At 69.0% G+C, this 18616-nt stretch carries 15 protein-coding genes and 1 pseudogene; 10 read left to right on the top strand and 6 right to left on the bottom strand.

The genetic code is table 11. The features are described from left to right. Positions 1 to 113: 113 nt before the first annotated feature. Positions 114 to 1265: a Na+/H+ antiporter NhaA gene (gene nhaA, locus ACOMG5_RS16140; RefSeq protein ID WP_420344817.1), complete on the bottom strand. Its 1152-nt coding sequence runs from the start codon at positions 1263 to 1265 to the stop codon at positions 114 to 116. Between the two features lie 407 nt (positions 1266 to 1672). Next, positions 1673 to 2536, bottom strand: coding sequence for a LysR substrate-binding domain-containing protein (locus ACOMG5_RS16135; protein ID WP_420344816.1), 864 nt, complete (start codon positions 2534 to 2536; stop codon positions 1673 to 1675). A 130-nt stretch (positions 2537 to 2666) separates the two neighbouring features. Here ACOMG5_RS16135 and ACOMG5_RS16130 point away from each other — a divergent pair, with 130 nt between their 5' ends. Together ACOMG5_RS16130 and ACOMG5_RS16125 are read left to right on the top strand one after the other, a co-directional pair. After that, the gene (locus ACOMG5_RS16130; protein WP_420344815.1) at positions 2667 to 4043 is read left to right on the top strand and encodes a VOC family protein; all 1377 of its coding nucleotides are present in this window, start codon (positions 2667 to 2669) and stop codon (positions 4041 to 4043) included. A 39-nt stretch (positions 4044 to 4082) separates the two neighbouring features. After that, positions 4083 to 5573: an aldehyde dehydrogenase family protein gene (locus ACOMG5_RS16125; RefSeq protein WP_420344818.1), complete on the top strand. Its 1491-nt coding sequence runs from the start codon at positions 4083 to 4085 to the stop codon at positions 5571 to 5573. Positions 5574 to 5606: 33 nt separating this feature from the next. On the opposite strand, the gene ACOMG5_RS16120 is transcribed toward ACOMG5_RS16125, so the two are convergent. Both ACOMG5_RS16120 and ACOMG5_RS16115 read right to left on the bottom strand, forming a co-directional pair. After that, positions 5607 to 5981 (bottom strand): invasion associated locus B family protein, encoded by a 375-nt coding sequence (locus tag ACOMG5_RS16120; RefSeq protein WP_420344814.1) that lies wholly within the window; start codon positions 5979 to 5981, stop codon positions 5607 to 5609. 140 nt (positions 5982 to 6121) lie between these two features. After that, a complete protein-coding gene (locus tag ACOMG5_RS16115; RefSeq protein ID WP_420344813.1) occupies positions 6122 to 7105 on the bottom strand; it encodes a VPLPA-CTERM sorting domain-containing protein in 984 nt (327 codons plus the stop codon). Between the two features lie 208 nt (positions 7106 to 7313). Here ACOMG5_RS16115 and ACOMG5_RS16110 point away from each other — a divergent pair, with 208 nt between their 5' ends. From ACOMG5_RS16110 to ACOMG5_RS16100, 3 genes are read left to right on the top strand one after another with little or no spacing between them, the layout of a single operon-like run. Continuing rightward, positions 7314 to 8546 (top strand): putative DNA modification/repair radical SAM protein, encoded by a 1233-nt coding sequence (locus ACOMG5_RS16110; RefSeq protein ID WP_420344812.1) that lies wholly within the window; start codon positions 7314 to 7316, stop codon positions 8544 to 8546. Then, positions 8543 to 9982, top strand: coding sequence for a UdgX family uracil-DNA binding protein (locus ACOMG5_RS16105; protein ID WP_420344811.1), 1440 nt, complete (start codon positions 8543 to 8545; stop codon positions 9980 to 9982). Before ACOMG5_RS16110 ends, ACOMG5_RS16105 begins: the two co-directional genes overlap by 4 nt. Positions 9983 to 10018: 36 nt before the next feature. Then, the gene (locus ACOMG5_RS16100; protein ID WP_420344810.1) at positions 10019 to 10318 is read left to right on the top strand and encodes a hypothetical protein; all 300 of its coding nucleotides are present in this window, start codon (positions 10019 to 10021) and stop codon (positions 10316 to 10318) included. Between the two features lie 616 nt (positions 10319 to 10934). On the opposite strand, the gene ACOMG5_RS16095 is transcribed toward ACOMG5_RS16100, so the two are convergent. Then, a complete protein-coding gene (locus ACOMG5_RS16095) occupies positions 10935 to 13277 on the bottom strand; it encodes a molybdopterin-dependent oxidoreductase (protein WP_420344809.1) in 2343 nt (780 codons plus the stop codon). Positions 13278 to 13538: 261 nt separating this feature from the next. On the opposite strand from ACOMG5_RS16095, the gene ACOMG5_RS16090 reads away from it, so the two are divergent. The 3 genes from ACOMG5_RS16090 to ACOMG5_RS16080 all read left to right on the top strand — a co-directional run bounded on the left by ACOMG5_RS16090 (position 13539) and on the right by ACOMG5_RS16080 (position 15646). After that, a complete protein-coding gene (locus tag ACOMG5_RS16090) occupies positions 13539 to 14528 on the top strand; it encodes a hypothetical protein (RefSeq protein WP_420344808.1) in 990 nt (329 codons plus the stop codon). Positions 14529 to 14618: 90 nt separating this feature from the next. Beyond that, a complete protein-coding gene (locus ACOMG5_RS16085; protein ID WP_420344807.1) occupies positions 14619 to 15074 on the top strand; it encodes a hypothetical protein in 456 nt (151 codons plus the stop codon). Further along, complete coding sequence (locus tag ACOMG5_RS16080) at positions 15071 to 15646, top strand: helix-turn-helix transcriptional regulator (protein WP_420344806.1); 576 nt, start codon at positions 15071 to 15073, stop codon at positions 15644 to 15646. The genes ACOMG5_RS16085 and ACOMG5_RS16080 overlap by 4 nt, the downstream gene beginning before the upstream one ends. 559 nt (positions 15647 to 16205) lie before the next feature. Here ACOMG5_RS16080 and ACOMG5_RS16075 read toward each other — a convergent pair. After that, a complete protein-coding gene (locus ACOMG5_RS16075; protein WP_420344805.1) occupies positions 16206 to 17090 on the bottom strand; it encodes a LysR family transcriptional regulator in 885 nt (294 codons plus the stop codon). A gap of 105 nt (positions 17091 to 17195) precedes the next feature. On the opposite strand from ACOMG5_RS16075, the gene ACOMG5_RS16070 reads away from it, so the two are divergent. Further along, positions 17196 to 18203, top strand: a complete 1008-nt coding sequence (locus ACOMG5_RS16070; RefSeq protein ID WP_420344804.1) for an NADP-dependent oxidoreductase — start codon at positions 17196 to 17198, stop codon at positions 18201 to 18203. Positions 18204 to 18489: 286 nt separating this feature from the next. After that, positions 18490 to 18616, top strand: a pseudogene (locus ACOMG5_RS16065) (transposase); the annotation flags it as partial.

Here is an 18616-nt window from a genome sequence, read left to right as displayed (position 1 = left end):
CGGCTTCAGCCGCTCCATCTGCGCGTCGGTCAGCCAGTAAAGATTGCTCATCGATCAGGTCTCCTTGCGGAGCCTGAATCACGCCAAAGGACCCAAATCAATGGGTCTGGAGCCTAGGGCGCAGCGCGCGCGAAGCGCAGCACCAGATACCCTGACGCGCCCGAAATGGCCGAACCGATCAGGATCCCGATCTTGGCCTGATCCTGCAGCCCGCCCTCGCGGAAGGCCAGCAGCGAAATGAACAGGCTCATGGTGAAGCCGATCCCGCACAGAAGCGATGTGCCCAGCATCTGGCGCCAGGTGCAGCCCGGCGGCAGCCCCACCAGGCCGCTGCGCACCAGCACGAAGACGGTGCCCATCACCCCCACCAGCTTGCCGATCGCGAGGCCCGCGGCCACGCCCATCGTCACCGGCGCGATGAAGGCCTCCATCCCCAGGCCCGCGAAGCTCACGCCCGCATTGGCGAAGCCGAAGATCGGGACGATGAGGAAAGCCACCGGCCGGATCAGCGCATGTTCGAGCCGGTGCAGTGGGCTTTCGGACACCGGCCGCCCCTGCACCCGCAACGGGATCGTGAGCGCCAGAAGCACGCCGGCAATGGTCGCATGCACGCCCGAGCGCCAGACGAACAGCCACAGCAGCACCCCGAGCACCAGATAGGGCGCGAGCATCAGCACCCGCGCGCGGTTCAGCGCGATGAGCGCCGCCAGCACCGCCCCGGCCGCCGCCAGATCCACCAGCGATACGCCCGATGTATAGAACAGGCCGATGACTATGACCGCGCCCAGATCGTCGATGATCGCGAGCGCCGCGAGGAACACCTTCAGCGCCGGCGGCACCCGCGGCCCGAGCAGCGACAGGATCCCCAGCGCGAAGGCGATATCGGTCGCGGCCGGGATCGCCCAGCCATGCATCGCCCCGCCATGCCGGTTGAACGCCAGATAGACCAGCGCCGGCGCCGCCATCCCCGCCGCGGCAGCCACGCCCGGCAGGATCCGCTGCCGCCAGGTGGCTAGGTGGCCCTCCAGCATCTCGCGCTTGATCTCCAGCCCGACGACGAGGAAGAACACCGCCATGAGCGCGTCATTCACCCAATGCTGCAGCGACAGCGGCCCGAGATAGACATGCAGCGCATGGAAATAGCCCTCGGCCAGCGGCGAATTCGCCACCAGCAGCGCCAGCGCCGCCGAGACGATGAGCAATATGCCCCCCGCCATCTCGCTGCCCAGAATAGTCCGGATTCTATCGCCAAGCCGTCCCGTCACGTTACCCTCCTGTCAGAAACGGTTTTCAACCAGTCTCCGTAGTCGAGGACGCCCTCGGGCGCACGCAGCACACGCCTCGCGCGGAAGGATACGCGAGACGGGCCCGGTTGCAACCCGAACTTGGCTTCGGGCGGCCACATATTCTCTTTTTCATACATATTATCGCCCCCCCCGGCTGCCACAGGCGCATGGTGGCTTCGCGCCGCAACAGGGACGAACCGGCGCGTTCGAAGCTGAAGCGCCGCATCGCCCGGGAGCCATGGCCACGGGAACGCCGCCGCATGGCGGGGATACCGCGGCCCCCAGAGCCATCGCGCCCCGCAAGGGCGCGGCTGCGCATCCCGTTTGGCCAAGCCGCAGAAGCGCCCGGCCTTGCCCTGCGCGGAAATCCAGCGCGCGGGGCGCGGTCAGCGGCGCCGCACCGAGGCCACAGCCCAGGCCGCGAAATCTCCGACGCGCGGGCCGCGGATACCGCCCTCCGGGGTGACCACATGATAGGCCGCCTCCGAGACCAGCCCTGGGGCATCGAGCGCGAGGAGCCGCCCCTGCGCCAGCTCATCCTCGATCAGGTAATCCGGCAGAAGCGCCAGCCCCATCCCCGCCAGAGCCGCAGCGATGATGGCCGCGAAATTGTCGAACCGCGGGCCGCGCAGGCCGAAATCATGCGGATGGCCACCCTGCGCCAGCCATTGCGCCCAGAGCATCGGGCGCCCCGCATTCTGCAGCAGCGCCAGCCGCTCCAGCGCCTCGGCCACCGAAGGCGGCGCGCCGCCAAAGAGCCGCGGCGTCCCGACCGCAATCACGGATTCGCTGCACAGATAGCGGCAGCTGCCCTGCGGCCAGACCGGCTCGCCGAAATGGAAGGCGAGGTCGCAGTTCTCCTCCGCCAGCAGGAACGGCGCATCCTGCGAAATCAGGTCGATCTGCACATCGGGGTGCTGGGCGAGGAACTGCGGCAGGCGCGGCACCAGCCAGCGGCTGGCGAAGGTGGAGGGCGCCGCGATGCGCAGCACCTCCGCCCCCGCGCCGGTATCGATCGCGCGCAGCATCATCGCCTGGGCATCGCGCAGCAGCCGCTCCGCCTCGCGGTGAAACTGCGTCCCCGCGGGCGTGAGCACCACCTGCCGCCGCACCCGGCTGAACAGCGCCACCCCCAGCTGCGCCTCCAGCTCCTGCACATGGCGCGAGACGGAGCTCTGCGTCAGGTGCAGCTCCTCCGCCGCGCGGGTGAAGCTCAGATACCGCGCCGCGCTCTCGAACGAGCGCAGCATGGTGATGTCGGGGAGGAGCCTGCGCCGAAGATCCATGCGAAATCCAAATCGTTTCATGCAGAATTAGCACGTTTCAATGCGCAATCCATGCGATATTCGGATGCAAACCGAACAGCCCCCGAGGACAGGCATGACCGACCGCCCCTTTCTGGAGCCAGACCAGATCCGCGCCCGCTTTTCCGCAGCCCTTTCGGCCATGTACCGCGCCGAAGTGCCGGCCTATGGCACGCTGATGGACCTGGTGGCCGAGGTGAATGCCCGCACGCTGGCGGCGGATCCGGAGCTGCATGCCCAGCTTGCCCGCAGCGGCACGCTGGACCGCGTCTCGGTGGAGCGCCACGGCGCGATCCGGCTCGGCACGGCGCAGGAGCTATCGGATATGCGCCGGATCTTCGCTGTGATGGGCATGGCGCCGGTGGGGTACTACGACCTCAGCCCCGCGGGCGTGCCGGTGCATTCCACCGCCTTCCGGCCGGTGGGGGCCGATGCGCTGGCGGTGAACCCGTTCCGGGTCTTCACCTCGCTGCTGCGGCTAGAGCTGATCGCGGATGAGGCGCTGCGCCAGACCGCGGAGGCCACGCTCGCACGGCGGCAGATCTTCACGCCCCGCGCGTTGGCGCTGACCGCAGAGGCCGAAGCCGCGGGCGGGCTCACCGAAGCCCAGGCCCAGGCCTTCGTGGCCGAGGTGCTGGAAACCTTCCGCTGGCATGCGGAGGCCTGCGTCGATGCCGAGACCTATGCCCGGCTGCATGATGCGCACCGGCTGATCGCGGATGTGGTGTCGTTCAAGGGGCCGCATATCAACCACCTCACCCCGCGCACGCTCGATATAGATGCGGTGCAGGCGCTGATGCCCGCGCATGGCATCGCGCCGAAGGCGGTGGTCGAGGGGCCGCCGCGGCGCGCCTGCCCGATCCTGCTGCGGCAGACCTCGTTCAAGGCGCTGCAGGAGGCGGTGGCCTTCCCCGATGCCGCGGGCACGCTGACGCCCGGCCAGCATACCGCGCGCTTCGGCGAGATCGAGCAGCGCGGCATCGCGCTCACGCCGAAGGGCCGCGCGCTCTATGACCGGCTGCTGAACGACGCCCGCGCCCGGGTGCGCCCGGCGGCGGATGGCGCCAATGCGGCAGAATATGTAGCGGCGCTGGAGGCCAGTTTCGCGGCCTTCCCCGACGATTGGGACAGTATCCGCCGCGAAGGCCTTGGCTATTTCAGCTATGCCCCGGCCCCGGGGCGGGACGTCGATCCGGAGGCCGATGTGGAAACGCTGCTGGCCGCAGGCGCGATCACCGCGACGCCCCTCGTCTATGAGGATTTCCTGCCGGTTTCGGCAGCGGGCATCTTCCAGTCCAATCTGGGCGACCATGCCGCGCAGGACTTCGTGGCCAGCCCGAACCAGCGCGTGTTCGAGGCGGCGCTCGGCGCCCCGGTGCTGGACGAATTCGCCCATTACGCGGCCATCGAGGCCGCCTCGCTTTCCCATTGCCGCGCCCATGCCGCGGCCTGATCCAGTATCGAGGACATCATGACTGACCTTTCCCAATCCGTGACGGAGATTTTCGGGCGCCTCGGGGTGCCGGCTTCGGTGCTTCAGGCCGGGCCGATGGCCACCGTCTCGCCGCTCACCGGCGCGGTGGTGTCGCGGCTGGCGCCGCATGATGCGGCCGATGTGGCGCGGATGATCGGCGCGGCGCAGGCGGCCTTCGCGGAATGGCGGCTGGTGCCCGCGCCGCGGCGCGGCGAGCTGGTGCGGGTTCTGGGCGAGGAGCTGCGCGCCGCCAAGGAGGACCTCGGGCGGCTCGTCTCCATCGAGGCAGGCAAGAGCACCTCCGAAGGCCAGGGCGAAGTGCAGGAGATGATCGACATCTGCGATTTCGCCGTCGGCCTCAGCCGCCAGCTCTATGGCCTGACCATCGCCACCGAACGCCCCGGCCACCGGATGATGGAGACCTGGCATCCGCTGGGCGTGGTGGGCGTGATCACCGCCTTCAACTTCCCGGTCGCGGTCTGGTCGTGGAACACGGCACTGGCGCTCGTTTGCGGCAATACGGTGGTGTGGAAGCCCTCCGAAAAGACCCCGCTCACCGCGCTCGCCTGCCAGGCGATCCTGGAGCGCGCCATCGCGCGGTTCGGGGCGGTGCCAGCGGCACTGAACCAGGTGGTGATCGGCGGGCCGGATGCGGGCACGGCGCTGGTGGAGGATCCGCGGGTGCCGCTCATCTCCGCCACCGGATCGACGCGCATGGGCCGGGTCGTGGGCCCGAAGGTCGCGGCGCGCTTCGGCCGCACCATCCTCGAGCTCGGCGGCAACAACGCGGGCATCGTCACCCCCTCCGCCGATCTGGACATGGCGCTGCGCGCGGTGGCCTTCGGCGCGATGGGCACGGCGGGGCAGCGCTGCACCACGATGCGGCGCCTGTTCGTGCACGAGAGCGTCTACGAGGCGCTGGTGCCGAAGCTGATCAAGGTCTATGGCGCGGTCAGCGTCGGCAATCCGCTGGAGACCGATGCGCTGGTGGGCCCGCTGATCGACCAGGCCGCCTTCGACGGGATGCAGGCCGCGCTGCAGGCCGCGCGCGCGGCGGGCGGCACCGTGCATGGCGGCGAACGCGTGCAGGTCGGCCCCGGCGGCTATTATGCGCGCCCGGCGCTGGTGGAAATGCCCGCGCAGGCCGGCCCGGTGCTGGAGGAAACCTTCGCCCCGATCCTCTATGTGATGCGCTACAGCGATTTCGACGAGGCGATCGCGCTGAACAATGCGGTGGGTGCGGGGCTCTCCTCCTCGGTGTTCACGCTGGATCTGCGCGAGACGGAGCGTTTCCTCTCGGCGGCCGGATCGGATTGCGGCATCGCCAACGTCAATATCGGCACCTCCGGCGCCGAGATCGGCGGGGCCTTCGGCGGCGAGAAGGAAACCGGGGGCGGGCGCGAATCCGGCTCCGACGCCTGGAAGGGCTACATGCGCCGCGCGACCAACACCATCAACTACTCCACGGCGCTGCCACTGGCGCAGGGCGTGCGCTTCGACATCGACTGACCGGCTGGGGCGAAAGCCCCCTTTCCGGTGGGATCAGTGGCTGGCCAGAAGCCCGAGCGCCTCGGTCAGCCCGTCGATCTCGAGCTCCACCGTCGTCGCCGCGGCCGCGCCATAGGCGAACCACGCGACCCGCGCCTTCGGCGCCGCCTGAAGCGCCTTCAGCCCCGGCGCATCGAGCAGCGCCACGGCCGTACAGCCGGTGCCATCGCAGAACTGGAACCCGGCCGGGATCGTCTTGTCTCCCACCAGGATCTGCGCGCCGGGCGGCAGCGCGACCATCACCGGAAGTCGCAGCATCGCCACAACGTTTTCCGTCTTCGGGTCCCGCACCATCGACCACGACAGCAGCGGCTTGCCATCTTTCAGCACGGAGAAATAGGCCTGGCACGGGCCTTCATCGCAGCTCACGCGCCATTTCCCGGCCTGTTGGGCCTGGGCTGCGGCGGGCAGGGCAAGAGCCAGACACAGGCTGGCAGCGGCAATCCGGTTCATCGCAGTCCCGTTCGGAGAAATTGCCCGCGCGGACAAGCCCCGCGCGGGCAGAAGCGTCACTTGCGACGCAGGCGGCGCAGCAGGCCGAAGCTGCCGAGGCCCGCGCCCAGCAGGATCGCCGAGGCCGGCAGCGGCACATCCGGCAGCTCCGGATCGGTGACGATCCGCGCCTCACCCGACACATAGAAGCCCGCGAGGAAGATGTTGTCATCGCCCGAGGGGTTGTTGGTCAGGATGTTGATCGCGGTATCGCCCTTGGTCACGAAGCTGGTCAGGTTGTAGCGCTCGTGGTCGTCGGCGTAGCTCGGCAGCGTCGGCGAGAAGTCGTCGCCCACACCGCCCACGGTGATCAGCGCGCCGTTGGCAAGCTGATCGCCGTCATCAAAATTGCCCGCATTCTGCGTCAGCAATTCGCCGTTGACGGTGATCGTCGAGCTCTGGTTGCAGCAGGAGTGGCTGCTGCCGATGACCATTTCCGCGAAGAAGCCGGAGGCGGTGGGATCCAGCGCCTGCGAGAAGATGATCGAGGCGCTGTCGCCGCCCACCGCGGAGAAGCCGTTCAGCACGCCGACGGTCGCCTTCGGCAGCGCCGGGTTTTCATAGACCACGACGAGCGCGCTGCCGTTGATCGAGCCGCCCTGCGCGCCTTCGTCGATCTGGAAGTCGTACGTTCCGCCCGGGCCGGAATCGATCACCGACTTCACGAGGCTGGTGACATCGGCGCGCGCGGTGCCAAGGCCATTGTCGGGGTTCACCGAGAGCCAGTCGTAGCTGACGGCGGTCGAATTCAGCGTGACCGAATCCGGGATCAGCGATGAGTTGAAGTAGGTCGCAGTGTAGAGATAGGCCGCAAGCACGGTCGATCCGCTGGCCGCTTCGGCCTGGATCGCGCCGGCGTTGCTCAGACCGCCCCAGCCATCGGTGGAGAGCTTGACGTTGCCCACCCAGGTATCGAGGCCGACGATGGCAGCATAGGAGCCGCTGGCCGCGCCGCACAGCAAAAGGGCGGACGCGAGCACGCGCAGAGGTTTGACAAACATATCGAATTTCTCCGGAACTAGATACGAGACAAATTTAAGTGATTGCATAATAGGATTGCGCCCAGCGAATATCAATCAAAACGTTAACCGCCGGACAGAATTCCGGAACGCGGTGAACATATTGTATTTCACGAATTATGCGCCGTGCGGGCGCAGGCCGCGCGCGGGAGAACTTGACGAACATTGAGTGAACATTTAATCTCTCCCCATGGCCGGACGCACCCTTCAGGACAAGCTCGCCATCCTTTCGGACGCGGCGAAATATGATGCCTCCTGCGCTTCCAGCGGAGGCGAGAAGCGCGATGCGCGCAAGGGCGGGCTCGGCTCCTCGGGCGGCAGCGGCATCTGCCACGCCTATACGCCGGACGGGCGCTGCATCAGCCTGCTGAAGATCCTGATGACCAATTTCTGCATCTTCGACTGCGCCTATTGCATCAACCGGGTCTCCTCCAATGTGGAGCGCGCGCGGTTTTCGGTCGAGGAGGTGGTGTCGCTCACACTCGAATTCTACCGGCGCAACTATATCGAGGGGCTGTTCCTGTCCTCGGGCATCATCCGCTCGCCCGATCAGACCATGGCCGACATGGCCCGCATCGCCCGGAGCCTGCGCCTGGATCACGGCTTTCGCGGCTATATCCACCTGAAGACGATCCCCGATGCCGCCCCCGAACTGATCCGCGAAGCGGGCCTCTGGGCGGACCGGCTTTCGATCAACGTGGAGCTGCCGCAGGACGGCAGCCTGCGCAGGCTTGCCCCCGAAAAGCGCCCCGAAACCATCCGCGCCGCGATGGCGCAGGTGCGGGTGGAGGGGGAGGCCGCGCGCGAGACCAGCCATACCGGGCGCCGCCCGCGCCGCTTCGCCCCCGCCGGGCAGAGCACGCAGATGATCATCGGCGCCGATGGCACCGACGATGTCGCCATCCTGACCAGCGCGACGCGGCTCTATACCGGCTATCGGCTGCGGCGGGTGTATTACTCGGCCTTTTCGCCGATCCCGGAGGCGTCGGCCGCGCTGCCGCTGGTGCAGCCGCCGCTCCTGCGCGAACACCGGCTCTATCAGGCGGACTGGCTGCTGCGGTTCTACGGGTTTTCGGCCGAGGAAATCGCCAGTGCCACCGATGGCGGCCATCTGGATCTGGAGCTGGATCCGAAGCTCGCCTGGGCGCTGCGGCACCGCGGGCTGTTTCCGCTCGATGTGAACCGGGCCGCGCGCGAGCTGCTGCTGCGGGTGCCGGGCTTTGGCACGCGCACGGTGGAGCGGATCCTCGCCGCGCGGCGGGGCCGGACGCTGCGCTACGAGGATCTGGTGCGGATGGGGGCGCTGATGCGCAAGGCGCGGCCGTTCATCGCCCTGCCCGGCTGGTCGCCCCGCGCGCTGACCGACAGCGCCGATCTGCGCGCCCGCTTCGCGCCACCGCTCGAACAACTGCGCCTGCTGTGAGCTACGCGGCCCCCCTGCCCGCGCGCGGCACCTTCGCCGCCTGGCGCGCCGCCGCCCGGCGGGCGATCTCGCACCGCATCGCGCCGGATGAAATCGACTGGGCGGGCGGCGGTGGCCTCTTCGCGGCCGCCCCCCTGCCCGCCGCGCCCGGCCCGCATGTGGCGCATGTGCCCGAGAGCTTCGTGAAGCTCGCAGGCTCCGTCATCTGGCATTCCGCGCCGGAGCGGTTCGCCCTGCTCTATCAGGCGCTGTGGCGGCTCGATGCGGGCGAGACGCAGGCCCTCTCGCAGGCCGATCCGCTCGGGCGGCGGCTCAATCTGATGGCCAAGGCGGTGGGCCGCGACATCCACAAGATGCATGCCTTCGTGCGCTTCCGCGAGCTGCCCGGCCCCGGCCCGCGGCGCAGCTTCGCCGCCTGGTTCGAGCCCGAGCATAATACGCTCGAGCCCGGCAGCAGCTTTTTCGCCCGCCGCTTCGCCGATATGGACTGGCTCATCGCCACGCCCGGGCTCACCGCGCGTTTCGAGGCGGGGCAGCTGAGCTTCGGCCCCGGGGGCGCGCGCCCCGACCTGCCCGAAGATGCCTCCGAGGCGCTCTGGGCCACCTATTTCGCCAATATCTTCAACCCCGCGCGGATCAAGCTCTCCATGATGCGCAGCGAGATGCCGAAGAAATATTGGCGCAACCTGCCCGAAACCCGGCTGATCCCCGAGATGCTGAAGGATGCCGAGGCGCGGGTGGCGCGGATGCAGGCGGCCGGGGCAAGCCCCGCGCGCCCCGGGGCTGCGCCGGTTTCCACCCGCTACCGCGCCGCGATGCCCGCCGCGCCCGAGGTGCCGCAGTCTCTCACAGAGGCCCGGGAGGCCGCGCGGCACTGCCGCCGCTGCGCCCTGTGCGAAGCCGCGACGCAGACGGTTTTCGGCCGGGGCGCGCCGGATGCGGGGCTGATGATCGTGGGCGAGCAGCCGGGAGACCGCGAGGACCTGGAGGGCGAGCCCTTCATCGGCCCTGCGGGCGCGCTGCTGCGGGGCTTGCTCCAGGAGGCCGGGGGCGCGCCCGAAAGCGTCTGGCTCACCAATGCGGTGAAGCATTTCAAATTCACCCCGCGCGGCAAACGCCGCCTGCATCAGGCGCCGGACCGGGGCGAAGTGATCGCCTGCCGCTGGTGGCTGGGGCTGGAGCTTCAGCACCTGCGCCCGCGGCTGACGCTCGCGCTCGGCGCGACGGCGGCCTTCGCGCTCACGGGCAGGGACGCACCGCTCGCCCCCCGCCGCGGCACGGTGGAGACGGGCCTGCATGGCGGCCCGGTGCTCCTCTCCTGGCATCCGGCCCATGCGCTGCGCGCGCCCACCCCGCAGCAACAGGCGCAGATCCGCGCCGATCTGCGAGCCGATCTCGCGCTGGCGCTTCGGATGGCGGAACCGGATCCCGCCTGAGCGGTTACCCCGGCACAGAGCAAAAGGAGTACAGATATGGCTCAAGTTGCACATGAGATGCGTGCCGGTGTGGAAGATCAGATCGCAGAGCTGAAGAAGGAAGTGGCCCGGCTGAGCCGCTCCCTCTCGGCGCGCGCGAACGAGACCGCCGGAGATGCGGGCGAGGCGCTGGAGGCCGGGACGAAGCGGACGCTTCAGGTCGTGCGGCAGATGCGCGATCAGGCGCATGTGGCCGCCGATGCCGCCCGCGCCCGCCCCGGAACCTCGGCGCTCGCCGCCATTGGCCTCGTCGGGCTCGCGGCCGGGCTGATCTATGCGGCCTCGGCGCGGCGCTGAGGCAGTGCAGGCCCCCGGCCGGTCGCATCGCCCCGAGGGGGGGCCGCACTTTTGCGGGCTTCTGAGCGTTTTTTTCGTGGTGGCTGGGTTGCGGCGCGGCCTGTTGCGCAATGGTTCACTCTCTTCCGATCGATCGCGGAGGGCGATGCGCGACAGCTACGCACCACCCGCGGCTCAGCCCTGTCGGCTTGCAGGATCGGATCCCCCATACATTCGTAATGTGATCACCACCCCACTTCCGCGCATTTCAACCCGGTCTAGGCGGCGCCTCCGAGAGCGCAGAGCGATCTTTGCCAGCCTGATCCGGAGCCGGTGCGAGTGTCCGTTGAGGGAGCGGTTGGGCTATGGCCTGCTGTTCCGCGCTCGCAGAGAGCACCTGATCGGCCCAGGGATGAACCAGAAAAATGGCATGGATTTGCATTCTAACGAGGCGCCAGCTGAAAAGATCAGCTCTAGGTTCAGTGGCCCAGCGTCCTCGCGACGGCGCTTCCGCCATGCCGCCCTCGTGGCGACCTGCGCAGAACACTGCCGGCCCTGACTGACGATACCCCGAAGCGGAGTGGCCCCTCTCCCGCGGGCCCTTCCTCAGTAGCCTAGGTGCCCCGCCCGCATGGGCTCAGCCCTCGGCGGCCGTTGCGCGCGGCAGGATCGCTTCATGCGGAACCGGCCCGGCCCATTTCGCCACCGCCACCAGCGCCAGCTGCCCGGCGCAGCCCTGGCTCAGGATCGACGCGCCGCGGTCGGAGGTCAGGACATTGGGGTTGCCATTCACGCAGATGGTCATCTCCGCCTGCTCGCCCGGCGGCACCAGCCTGCGCGGCGCGTACCAGGCCCCGGTCGAGAGCTGCACCACCCGCGGCCGTACCTGATCGGAGAGCGCCAGCACCGCAAGCGCCCCGCCCCGGTCGTTGCGCAGCAAGATCGTGTCGCCCTCGGCGAGGCCCAGCTCCTGCGCATCGGCCGGGTTCATCCGCGCCACATCGCGCCCGCCCCGCTTCGTCGCCATGCTCACCGGCCCGAAATCGAGCTGGCTGTGCAGCTTGCCCTGCGGCTGGTTCGCCACCAGCTGGAACGGGAACCGCGCAGCCAGCGCACCGCCCAGCCATTCCTCTGGCTCGGCCCAGACCGGATGGCCCGGCAGGCCCGCTTGCGCGATCCGCGGGCAGAAAATCTCGATCCGGCCGCTTTCCGTCGGCAGCGCGTTGCGCTCCGGGTCCTCGTGAAACCGGTCCATCCGCGAGGGCGTATCGGAAAGCGGCAGCGTCACTGGCCCGCCCTGCAGGAAGGCCTCATAATCCGGCGCGGGCATCCCCATCCGCGCCAGCGCCTCCTGCGTGCGCCGATAGATCCGCGCCTGCCAGCCGCGCGCATCCAGCCCCTCGGTGAAGCCCTCCGCGCAGCCCAGCCGCCCGGACAGCGCGGCGAAAATCGAAAAATCGTCCCGTGCTTCGCCATGGGGCGGCGCGAGGCGCTGCATCGGGATCATCAGCGGGTCGTTGCTGGCCGCGCCGATATCCTCTCGCTCCGCCGTGAGCGTGGCCGGAAACACGATATCGGCATGCGCCGCGGTCGCGGTGCCCACACTGTCATGCACGATGATCGTCTCCGGCCGGGCGAAGGCCGCGGTCAGGCGCTGCAGGTCCTGATGATGGTGGAACGGGTTGCCCCCGGCCCAGTACACCAGCCGAATATCGGCGTAATGGCGGGTTTCGCCCTTGTAGGTATAGGCCTTGCCCGGATGCAGCAGCAGCTCCGAAATCCGCGCGACGGGGATGTAATCGGGCACCCGGTTGCGCCCCTGCGGCAGGGTCGGCAGCGGCACCGCGAGCGGCTTGCGCCCGCGGTCGCCCATCGAGCCCAGGGAATAGGTGAAGCCCGCGCCCTTCTGCTGCCACCGGCCCAGCATCGCCGCCAGCACCAGCGCCATCCAGATCGGCTGCTCGCCGTTTTGCGCGCGCTGCAGCGAATAGGTCGCGGTCACATGGGTGCGCCCGGCCGCGGCCTCCTCGGCCAGTGCGCGGATCGTATCGGCCGGGATACCGGTGATCTCCGCGGCCCAGTCCGGTGTTTTCGGCACGCCATCGGCGGCCCCGGTCAGATAGGGCAGAAACCGCTCGTAGCCGCTGGTATAGCGCGCGAGATAGGCCTGATCGGCCAGCCCGCGCGCCTGCAGCTGCCAGGCCATGCCCAGCATCAGCGCCACATCCGTGCCCGGGCGCAGCGCGATCCAGCGCGCGCCGGGCAGCGCGGGCAGGTCGTCGGCCAGCGGGCTGATGCAGACGAAGCGGCACCCCCGCGCGGCGGCCCGCTCCATCGCCGCGCGCGCGATATGCGCGCTGGCCCCGCCCGGCGCCACCTGCATCGGGCGCAGCGGCAGCCCGCCGAAGGCCAGGACCATATCCGAATGCTGCGCGATTTCCTCCCAATAGGGCGCATCCTTGGCCATCAGCCAGGCCGCGCCGTAGACCAGCTCCATCACCACCTCGCCCGCCGCCGAGGAATAGGTGTTCACCGCGCCGACATAGCCTCCAAAGACGGTATTGAGGAACCGGTGCAGCAGCCCCTGCGCATGGTGGAAGCGCCCCGCCGAAGACCAGCCGTAGGAGCCGCCGAAGACGCGCGCGCCCGGCGGTGGCGCATCCTGCGCCAGCCCGGGCCCCGCCCCGAGCCGCGCAAGCTCCCGCGCGGCCAGATCGAGCGCGCGGTCCCAGTCGAGCTCCACATAGCTGTCGCTGCCCCGGCGCGGATCCGGCCCCGGGCCATCCTCCAGCCAGCCGCGCCGCACCAGCGGCCGGCGGAGCCGCGCCGGATGATCGAGCGCCGCGGCGAGGTTGTGGATGATCGGCGAAGGATCCGGATCGCTGTCGAGCGGGCGGATCTCCAGCCCCTGCCCCTGCGCCGCGCGGGCCTGAAAGCCGCCCCAATGGCTGCTGTGATAGCGGTAGGAACTGGCGCTCATGGGTCTCGATCCGGCTGCGGAGATGGCTGTTTGCGGAGAATGCAATTTTTTCGCGCCCGGCGCAAACGCCCTGCACAGGCCCTTCAACCAATTGAAATTAAGCATAAACGGAAGTTGACGCGGGAGGAAGCGCTCATTCGGGGCCGCGTTAAACCATCGGGTAATGGTGCTGTGCCATCCACAGGCGCAGGGTCGGCCGACAGCCGCGACCGGTGTCGACGGCCCGTGCCAGAATGGAGCAGGATGTTGCAGTTACAGGGAATGCGCGCGCGCCGCCATCTGCGGCTCGTCCAGGGCGGAGTGAGCTCCGTCGAACCGCTTCGTGCGCCGGGCGTCCTGCGCCTGGCCGAAGCCTTGCCGCCCGACGGCCGCACCGCCCGCCGCCGCGCCCCGGCGAGCTGCGGCGAGCTGATCCGCGGCACGCTGGAGAGCGGCGAATTCCTGCTGAACTGCCCGATCGACTTCCACGCCCAGGCGACGGTGCGGGCCCTGCCCTGCGCCGGGCTGAGCGCGCGCACCCCGGAGGCCGAGACGGATTGTACCGAGGCGATCGAGCGTTTCGCCCGGGCGCAGGGTGTGGGGGTGCGCCATGAGCTGCGCCTGTCCACGCGCATTCCGCGGGGCCGTGGCCTCGCGGCCGAAGCGGCGGGCCTGACCGCAGCACTGGACGCTTTCGCGCAGTGCAACGGGCTCGACCGCGACCCTGTGGTCCATGGCCGGACCCTGGCGGAGGCCGGGTTCTGTCATGGGCTGCATCTCCCGGGCGTCGCGCATGTCGACCCCCTCTCCGGCGCCGCCCGGGAGAGCCTCCCCCCGCCCCGCGACCTGCGGGTCCTGGTGCTTGACTGTGCCGCCGAGGTCGATGCCGAGTGCTACGACCGCGACCGCGCCCGGGCCCTGCACCGGGCGAACCGGCCGCTGCTCATGGCCGCGCTGGCCGGTCTGCGGGTCGGGCTGCGCGGCGGAGACCTGCGCCTCGTCGCCGAAGCCGCGACGCAGAGCACCCTGCTCGATCACCGGATCCTGCCCCGGCCGCAGCTGCACCCGCTGCTCGCGCTGGCCCACGCGGCCGGAGCGCTCGGGATCAACTGCGCCCATGGCGGGACGGTTCTGGGCGTGCTTTACCGGCGCGGGGATGTCGTGGCCGATGCGCTGGCCGAGAAGATCGACCGCGCTTTCGGCAGCTGCCTGGAACTGGTCGGCGATTTTGCGGCGATCGGCGGCGGCTGCCGCGACGCCACCCTGGGCTGAGCCATTTCGCCCTTGCGCTGCGGCGGCGGTATTGCCACCCTGCGAGGAAGCACCATTGCGGCGGCGCGCTCCGCAAAAGGACACGGGACCATGATCTTTCAAAGGACCGCTCTGGCTGCGGCGCTCGGGGCGGCCTTGATGGCGGCGCCGCTGCGGGCCGAGCCGCCGGAAGCGGGCGTCATCGCGCAGCTGCAGGCCCTGGGCTACGAGAATTTCTCGGTCAGTCGGACGCTCCTCGGCCGGGTGCGGGTGGTCGCGGAGGGGAGCGGGCGGCGGCGCGAGATCGTGTTCAACCCCTCCACCAGCGAGATCCTGCGCGACTATGTGGAAACCTCGGATGCCGCGGTGGCGCCGCCACAGGTTCTGTCCGCTCAGGACCGTGGCGCCCTGCGCCGCGGCCCGATCGACGGTGTGCGGCCCGGGCCGGGGCCCTCTGCCAATGCGCCGGGCGGCCCGATGGGCCCGGGGGGCCCTGCTCCGGGCCCGGGACCAAGCCCGCGGGGTGATCGAGGACGCTCCGATGCCGCAGCTCCCGGTGCCGAATGACGGGGGCGCGCGGGCCGGTGCGGCGCCTGTCGATCGTCGTGGCCGCGATCCTCGCGGTGCAGGCGGCCGCAACGCTGTTCTTCGTGTCCAATATCGTGTTTTCGGTGCTGGGCATGCGGCCCATCGCCTGGGCGGCCTATGAGCTGATCGAGCTCGGGGCCGCGCTCGGCCTGATCCTCGGGACCGTGCTCGGCGCGGTGGCGCTCCGGCGCAGCCTGCGCCGCGCGGCCGAGGCCGAGGCCCGGCTGCGGGCCGCCTCCGGCGCCTTCGTGGACCTGCTGGAGGAACGGTTTTCCGATTGGGCGCTGACCCCGGCCGAACGCGATGTCGCGCTGTTCGCGATCAAGGGATTGTCGATCGCCGAGATTTCCGCACTGCGCGAAACCAGCGAAGGAACCGTCAAGGCTCAGACCGCCGCGATCTACCGCAAGGCCGGCGTGACCGGGCGGCCGCAACTGCTGAGCCTGTTCATCGAGGACCTGATCGCGGGCCCGGTGACCATGCCGGCGAGCCCGACCGATAGCCCCGGGGCGCCGAAGCTCGTCCTGGAGCGCTGGCTCGGCCGCTCCTGAGCCGACGCGGCCTGCCTGTAATCATCGGAATCCCCAGACCGAAGCCAGACATCCCGGAGGCCGGGGCCAAAACGCATGGCCACACCGGCATTGGAGCGGCCTTCGGGCCAAGACCAGCCCGGGAATGGTGAGGGGCAAATCACCTCTTGCGCCCTATAGAAATGCGGCTGCACCACGCGCAGTTCGGCGGGTTGGCGGAGAGGTTACGCAGCGCCCTGCAGATCCGGAGCGGACCGACGATTTTCACCGTAAAATCGCGATGAGCGCCGCAGGCATTCCGAGAGAGTTTCATGAATATTTGCGCCACCGCGCGCCTATTCGAGGCTGGCGCCATCAGCGATCCTGGCCCCGAGATCATCCCTACCGATCTGTTTTCCAGCATCCGCACAGATGGCGCAGGCATCGCCCGGCAGCAAGCCCGGTGGGGATAGTATCTTGGCAGCGGCACTTTGGAAGCCTTCCCGATGGACATCCAGAGCCTCGATGGGGTGCGTTCGGTGCGCAACCGCATCGTACTGTCGAGCTTCATCGAACGCGGGCCCGCCCGGAATGAGCCGCATCAGGGCCGGAAGGTCGCCCGCAGAAAATCGAGGAAGGCCACAATCTTTTGCGGGACATGGCTGCGGTGGGCCCGGATCGCGAAGATCGGCCGTTCTTCCGCTTGGTAGGGCTCGAGCAGGCGCACGAGCCGCCCCGCGGCAAGATCGCCCGCCACGGCGAATTCATTGAGCAAGCTGTAGCCATGCCCGGTGAGCACCGCGCTCCGGGCGGCCGCAGCGGATCCGACGACGAAATCCTGCGGCGCCGCGAATTCCACCACCCGCCCCGCATGCTGGAACCGATGCTGCTTGCCCCAGTCACCGCTGACCTGCATGACCGAGGGCAGGATCGCCAAGTCTTCGATCCGCGCGGGCTGGCCGTAGCGTGCCACGAAACCGGGCGTGGCGACGAACACGACCCGCTGCGTGGCGATCCGCTGCGCGATCAGCGACGAGGCAGGCAGCGGCCCCAGCCGGATCGCCACGTCGTAATGATCTTCCAGCAGGTCGACCTTGCGGTTGTCGATGTCGAGCGCCACTTGCAGGCCCGGATGCTGCGCGAGGAAGGCGGGCAAGGCAGGCGCCAGGCAATAGCTGCCGAACGCTGCGACGCAGGAGATCCTGAGCCGGCCGCGCGGCGCGGCGTGACGCTCGCCAACGGCGTGGCGCAGCGCTGCGACCTCCTCCAGGATACCCGGCGCACGGGCGACGAAGGCTTCGCCCGCTTCGGTCAGGTTCAGCTGCCGCGTTGTGCGGTTCACCAAGCGCGCGTGCAACTCGGCCTCCAGCTCTCCGACGATCCGGCTGATCGAGGCAGGCGACAACGATAAGCTGCGGCTGGCGCCGACGAAGCTTCCGGTGCGGGCGACCTCGGTCAGAACCTTCATCGCGATCAGCATGTCCATCGAGGCATTCCCTTGGAATGTGGAACAGTAAAGCCAGAAGGATAGGAATTATCGCGCGGATCCGGTGCGTGTAAACAGCCGAAGGCACCACAGCCGGAGATGACCATGACCCGCAACCCCACCTGGTTCTTCAAATCCTATCCGATCGGGATGCCCACCAACGAGAGCTGGGAACTGCGCGAGGCCCAGGTTCCGGCGCTCGCGCACGGCACTCTGGTCGTGCGGGTGATCTGGCTCAGCGTCGATCCCTACATGCGCGGGCGCATCAGCCCGGCGAAGAACTACGCCGCCGGCCTTCAGCCGGGTGACCTGATGCGCGGAGGCGGCATCGGCGAGGTGCTGGCCTCGGGCTCAGACGATTTTGCCCCGGGTGATCTCGTGATGAGCGACCATTTCGGCTGGCAAGAGGTCACACGGATCCCCGCCGGCAGTGCCAGCCGGGTCGATGACAGCGAGGCCCCAGCCCAGGCAGCGCTCAGCTACCTGGGCATGCCGGGGCTGACCGCTTACTTCGCGCTCTTGCACACCGGCCGGCCGAAGGCGGGCGAGACGGTGTTGATCTCGGCCGCCTCGGGCGCGGTCGGGCAGATCGCGGGGCAGATCGCCCGGATCAAGGGGTTCGACCCGGTGGCCATTGCCGGAACCGATGCGAAGCTCGACTGGTGCCGGAGGCTCGGATACCGCGCCGGGGTGAACCACCGCACCACGCAGGATTTCGCGAGTGACGTGGCACGGGCCTGCCCGAACGGTGTGGACGTGTTCATCGACAACACCGCCGGACCTGCGCATGACGCGGCCATGGCGAACCTCAACACCTTCGGCCGGGTTGTCGTTGTGGGCACTATCGCACTGGCCGACCGTTTCGAGACGCCGGACATCGGCCCGCGCCACCTGCGCCAGACGATGATCAAGCGCGCGCGGATCGAGGGCTTCCTGCTCGACGATTTCGAGGCGGATTACGCCAAAGCGAAAGCCGAGTTGCTGGGCTGGCACAAGCAGGGCCTGCTGCAAACGCGCGAGGATGTGTCCGATGGGATGGCCTCGGTGCCGGAGGCCTTCACCCGGATGCTCCGCGGCGAGAATTTCGGCAAGCAGCTGGTCCGGCTGGGGTGAGGAAACGGGGATGAGCCGGGACGGCGACAGCCTATCCGCAGCTTCGGAACCTGGGCACCCAGACCCGGTGCATTCGCCACCCACTCCAGACAGGCGGCATGATGCGGCTCGGGCGCCCGGTGCACCTGCAGTGCCCGCGGGTGCCAACGGGCTCCTCTCGGCGCCCACCTTTCGAGACCCCGGCGCTGTGCGACGGAACTCTGCATGCTGCCAGAGCGCCAGAAGCGGCTGGTTTACGCCGGATCTGATCGAATTTGCGCAGCTCATGGTAGATGAAGGCTATAGCCATGGGATCAGTAGCGCAACGTTCTATGCCTGGAAGGCGAAGTTTGGCGGCATGGAGCCGTCGGAGGCAAAGCGTCTGAAGGCCCTCGAAGACGAGAACGGCAAGCTGAAGCGTCTGCTTGCCGAAG

It is taken from the genome of Paenirhodobacter sp. (assembly GCF_041916475.1).
GTDB lineage: Bacteria > Pseudomonadota > Alphaproteobacteria > Rhodobacterales > Rhodobacteraceae > Rhodobacter.
The sequence above is the reverse complement of the archived record's forward strand: the minus strand, read 5'-3'. Positions and strand labels throughout refer to the sequence as shown.

What these genes read in the sequence shown, in the direction of transcription:
- ACOMG5_RS16135 (WP_420344816.1), bottom strand. Translation starts at nt 2,536, where the DNA reads ATGCTGCGCTCGTTCGAGAGCGCGGCGCGGTATCTGAGCTTCACCCGC.
- ACOMG5_RS16130 (WP_420344815.1), top strand. Translation starts at nt 2,667, where the DNA reads ATGACCGACCGCCCCTTTCTGGAGCCAGACCAGATCCGCGCCCGCTTT.
- ACOMG5_RS16115 (WP_420344813.1), bottom strand. Translation starts at nt 7,105, where the DNA reads ATGTTTGTCAAACCTCTGCGCGTGCTCGCGTCCGCCCTTTTGCTGTGC.
- ACOMG5_RS16110 (WP_420344812.1), top strand. Translation starts at nt 7,314, where the DNA reads ATGGCCGGACGCACCCTTCAGGACAAGCTCGCCATCCTTTCGGACGCG.
- ACOMG5_RS16100 (WP_420344810.1), top strand. Translation starts at nt 10,019, where the DNA reads ATGGCTCAAGTTGCACATGAGATGCGTGCCGGTGTGGAAGATCAGATC.
- ACOMG5_RS16095 (WP_420344809.1), bottom strand. Translation starts at nt 13,277, where the DNA reads ATGAGCGCCAGTTCCTACCGCTATCACAGCAGCCATTGGGGCGGCTTT.
- ACOMG5_RS16090 (WP_420344808.1), top strand. Translation starts at nt 13,539, where the DNA reads ATGCGCGCGCGCCGCCATCTGCGGCTCGTCCAGGGCGGAGTGAGCTCC.
- ACOMG5_RS16085 (WP_420344807.1), top strand. Translation starts at nt 14,619, where the DNA reads ATGATCTTTCAAAGGACCGCTCTGGCTGCGGCGCTCGGGGCGGCCTTG.
- ACOMG5_RS16080 (WP_420344806.1), top strand. Translation starts at nt 15,071, where the DNA reads ATGACGGGGGCGCGCGGGCCGGTGCGGCGCCTGTCGATCGTCGTGGCC.
- ACOMG5_RS16075 (WP_420344805.1), bottom strand. Translation starts at nt 17,090, where the DNA reads ATGGACATGCTGATCGCGATGAAGGTTCTGACCGAGGTCGCCCGCACC.
- ACOMG5_RS16070 (WP_420344804.1), top strand. Translation starts at nt 17,196, where the DNA reads ATGACCCGCAACCCCACCTGGTTCTTCAAATCCTATCCGATCGGGATG.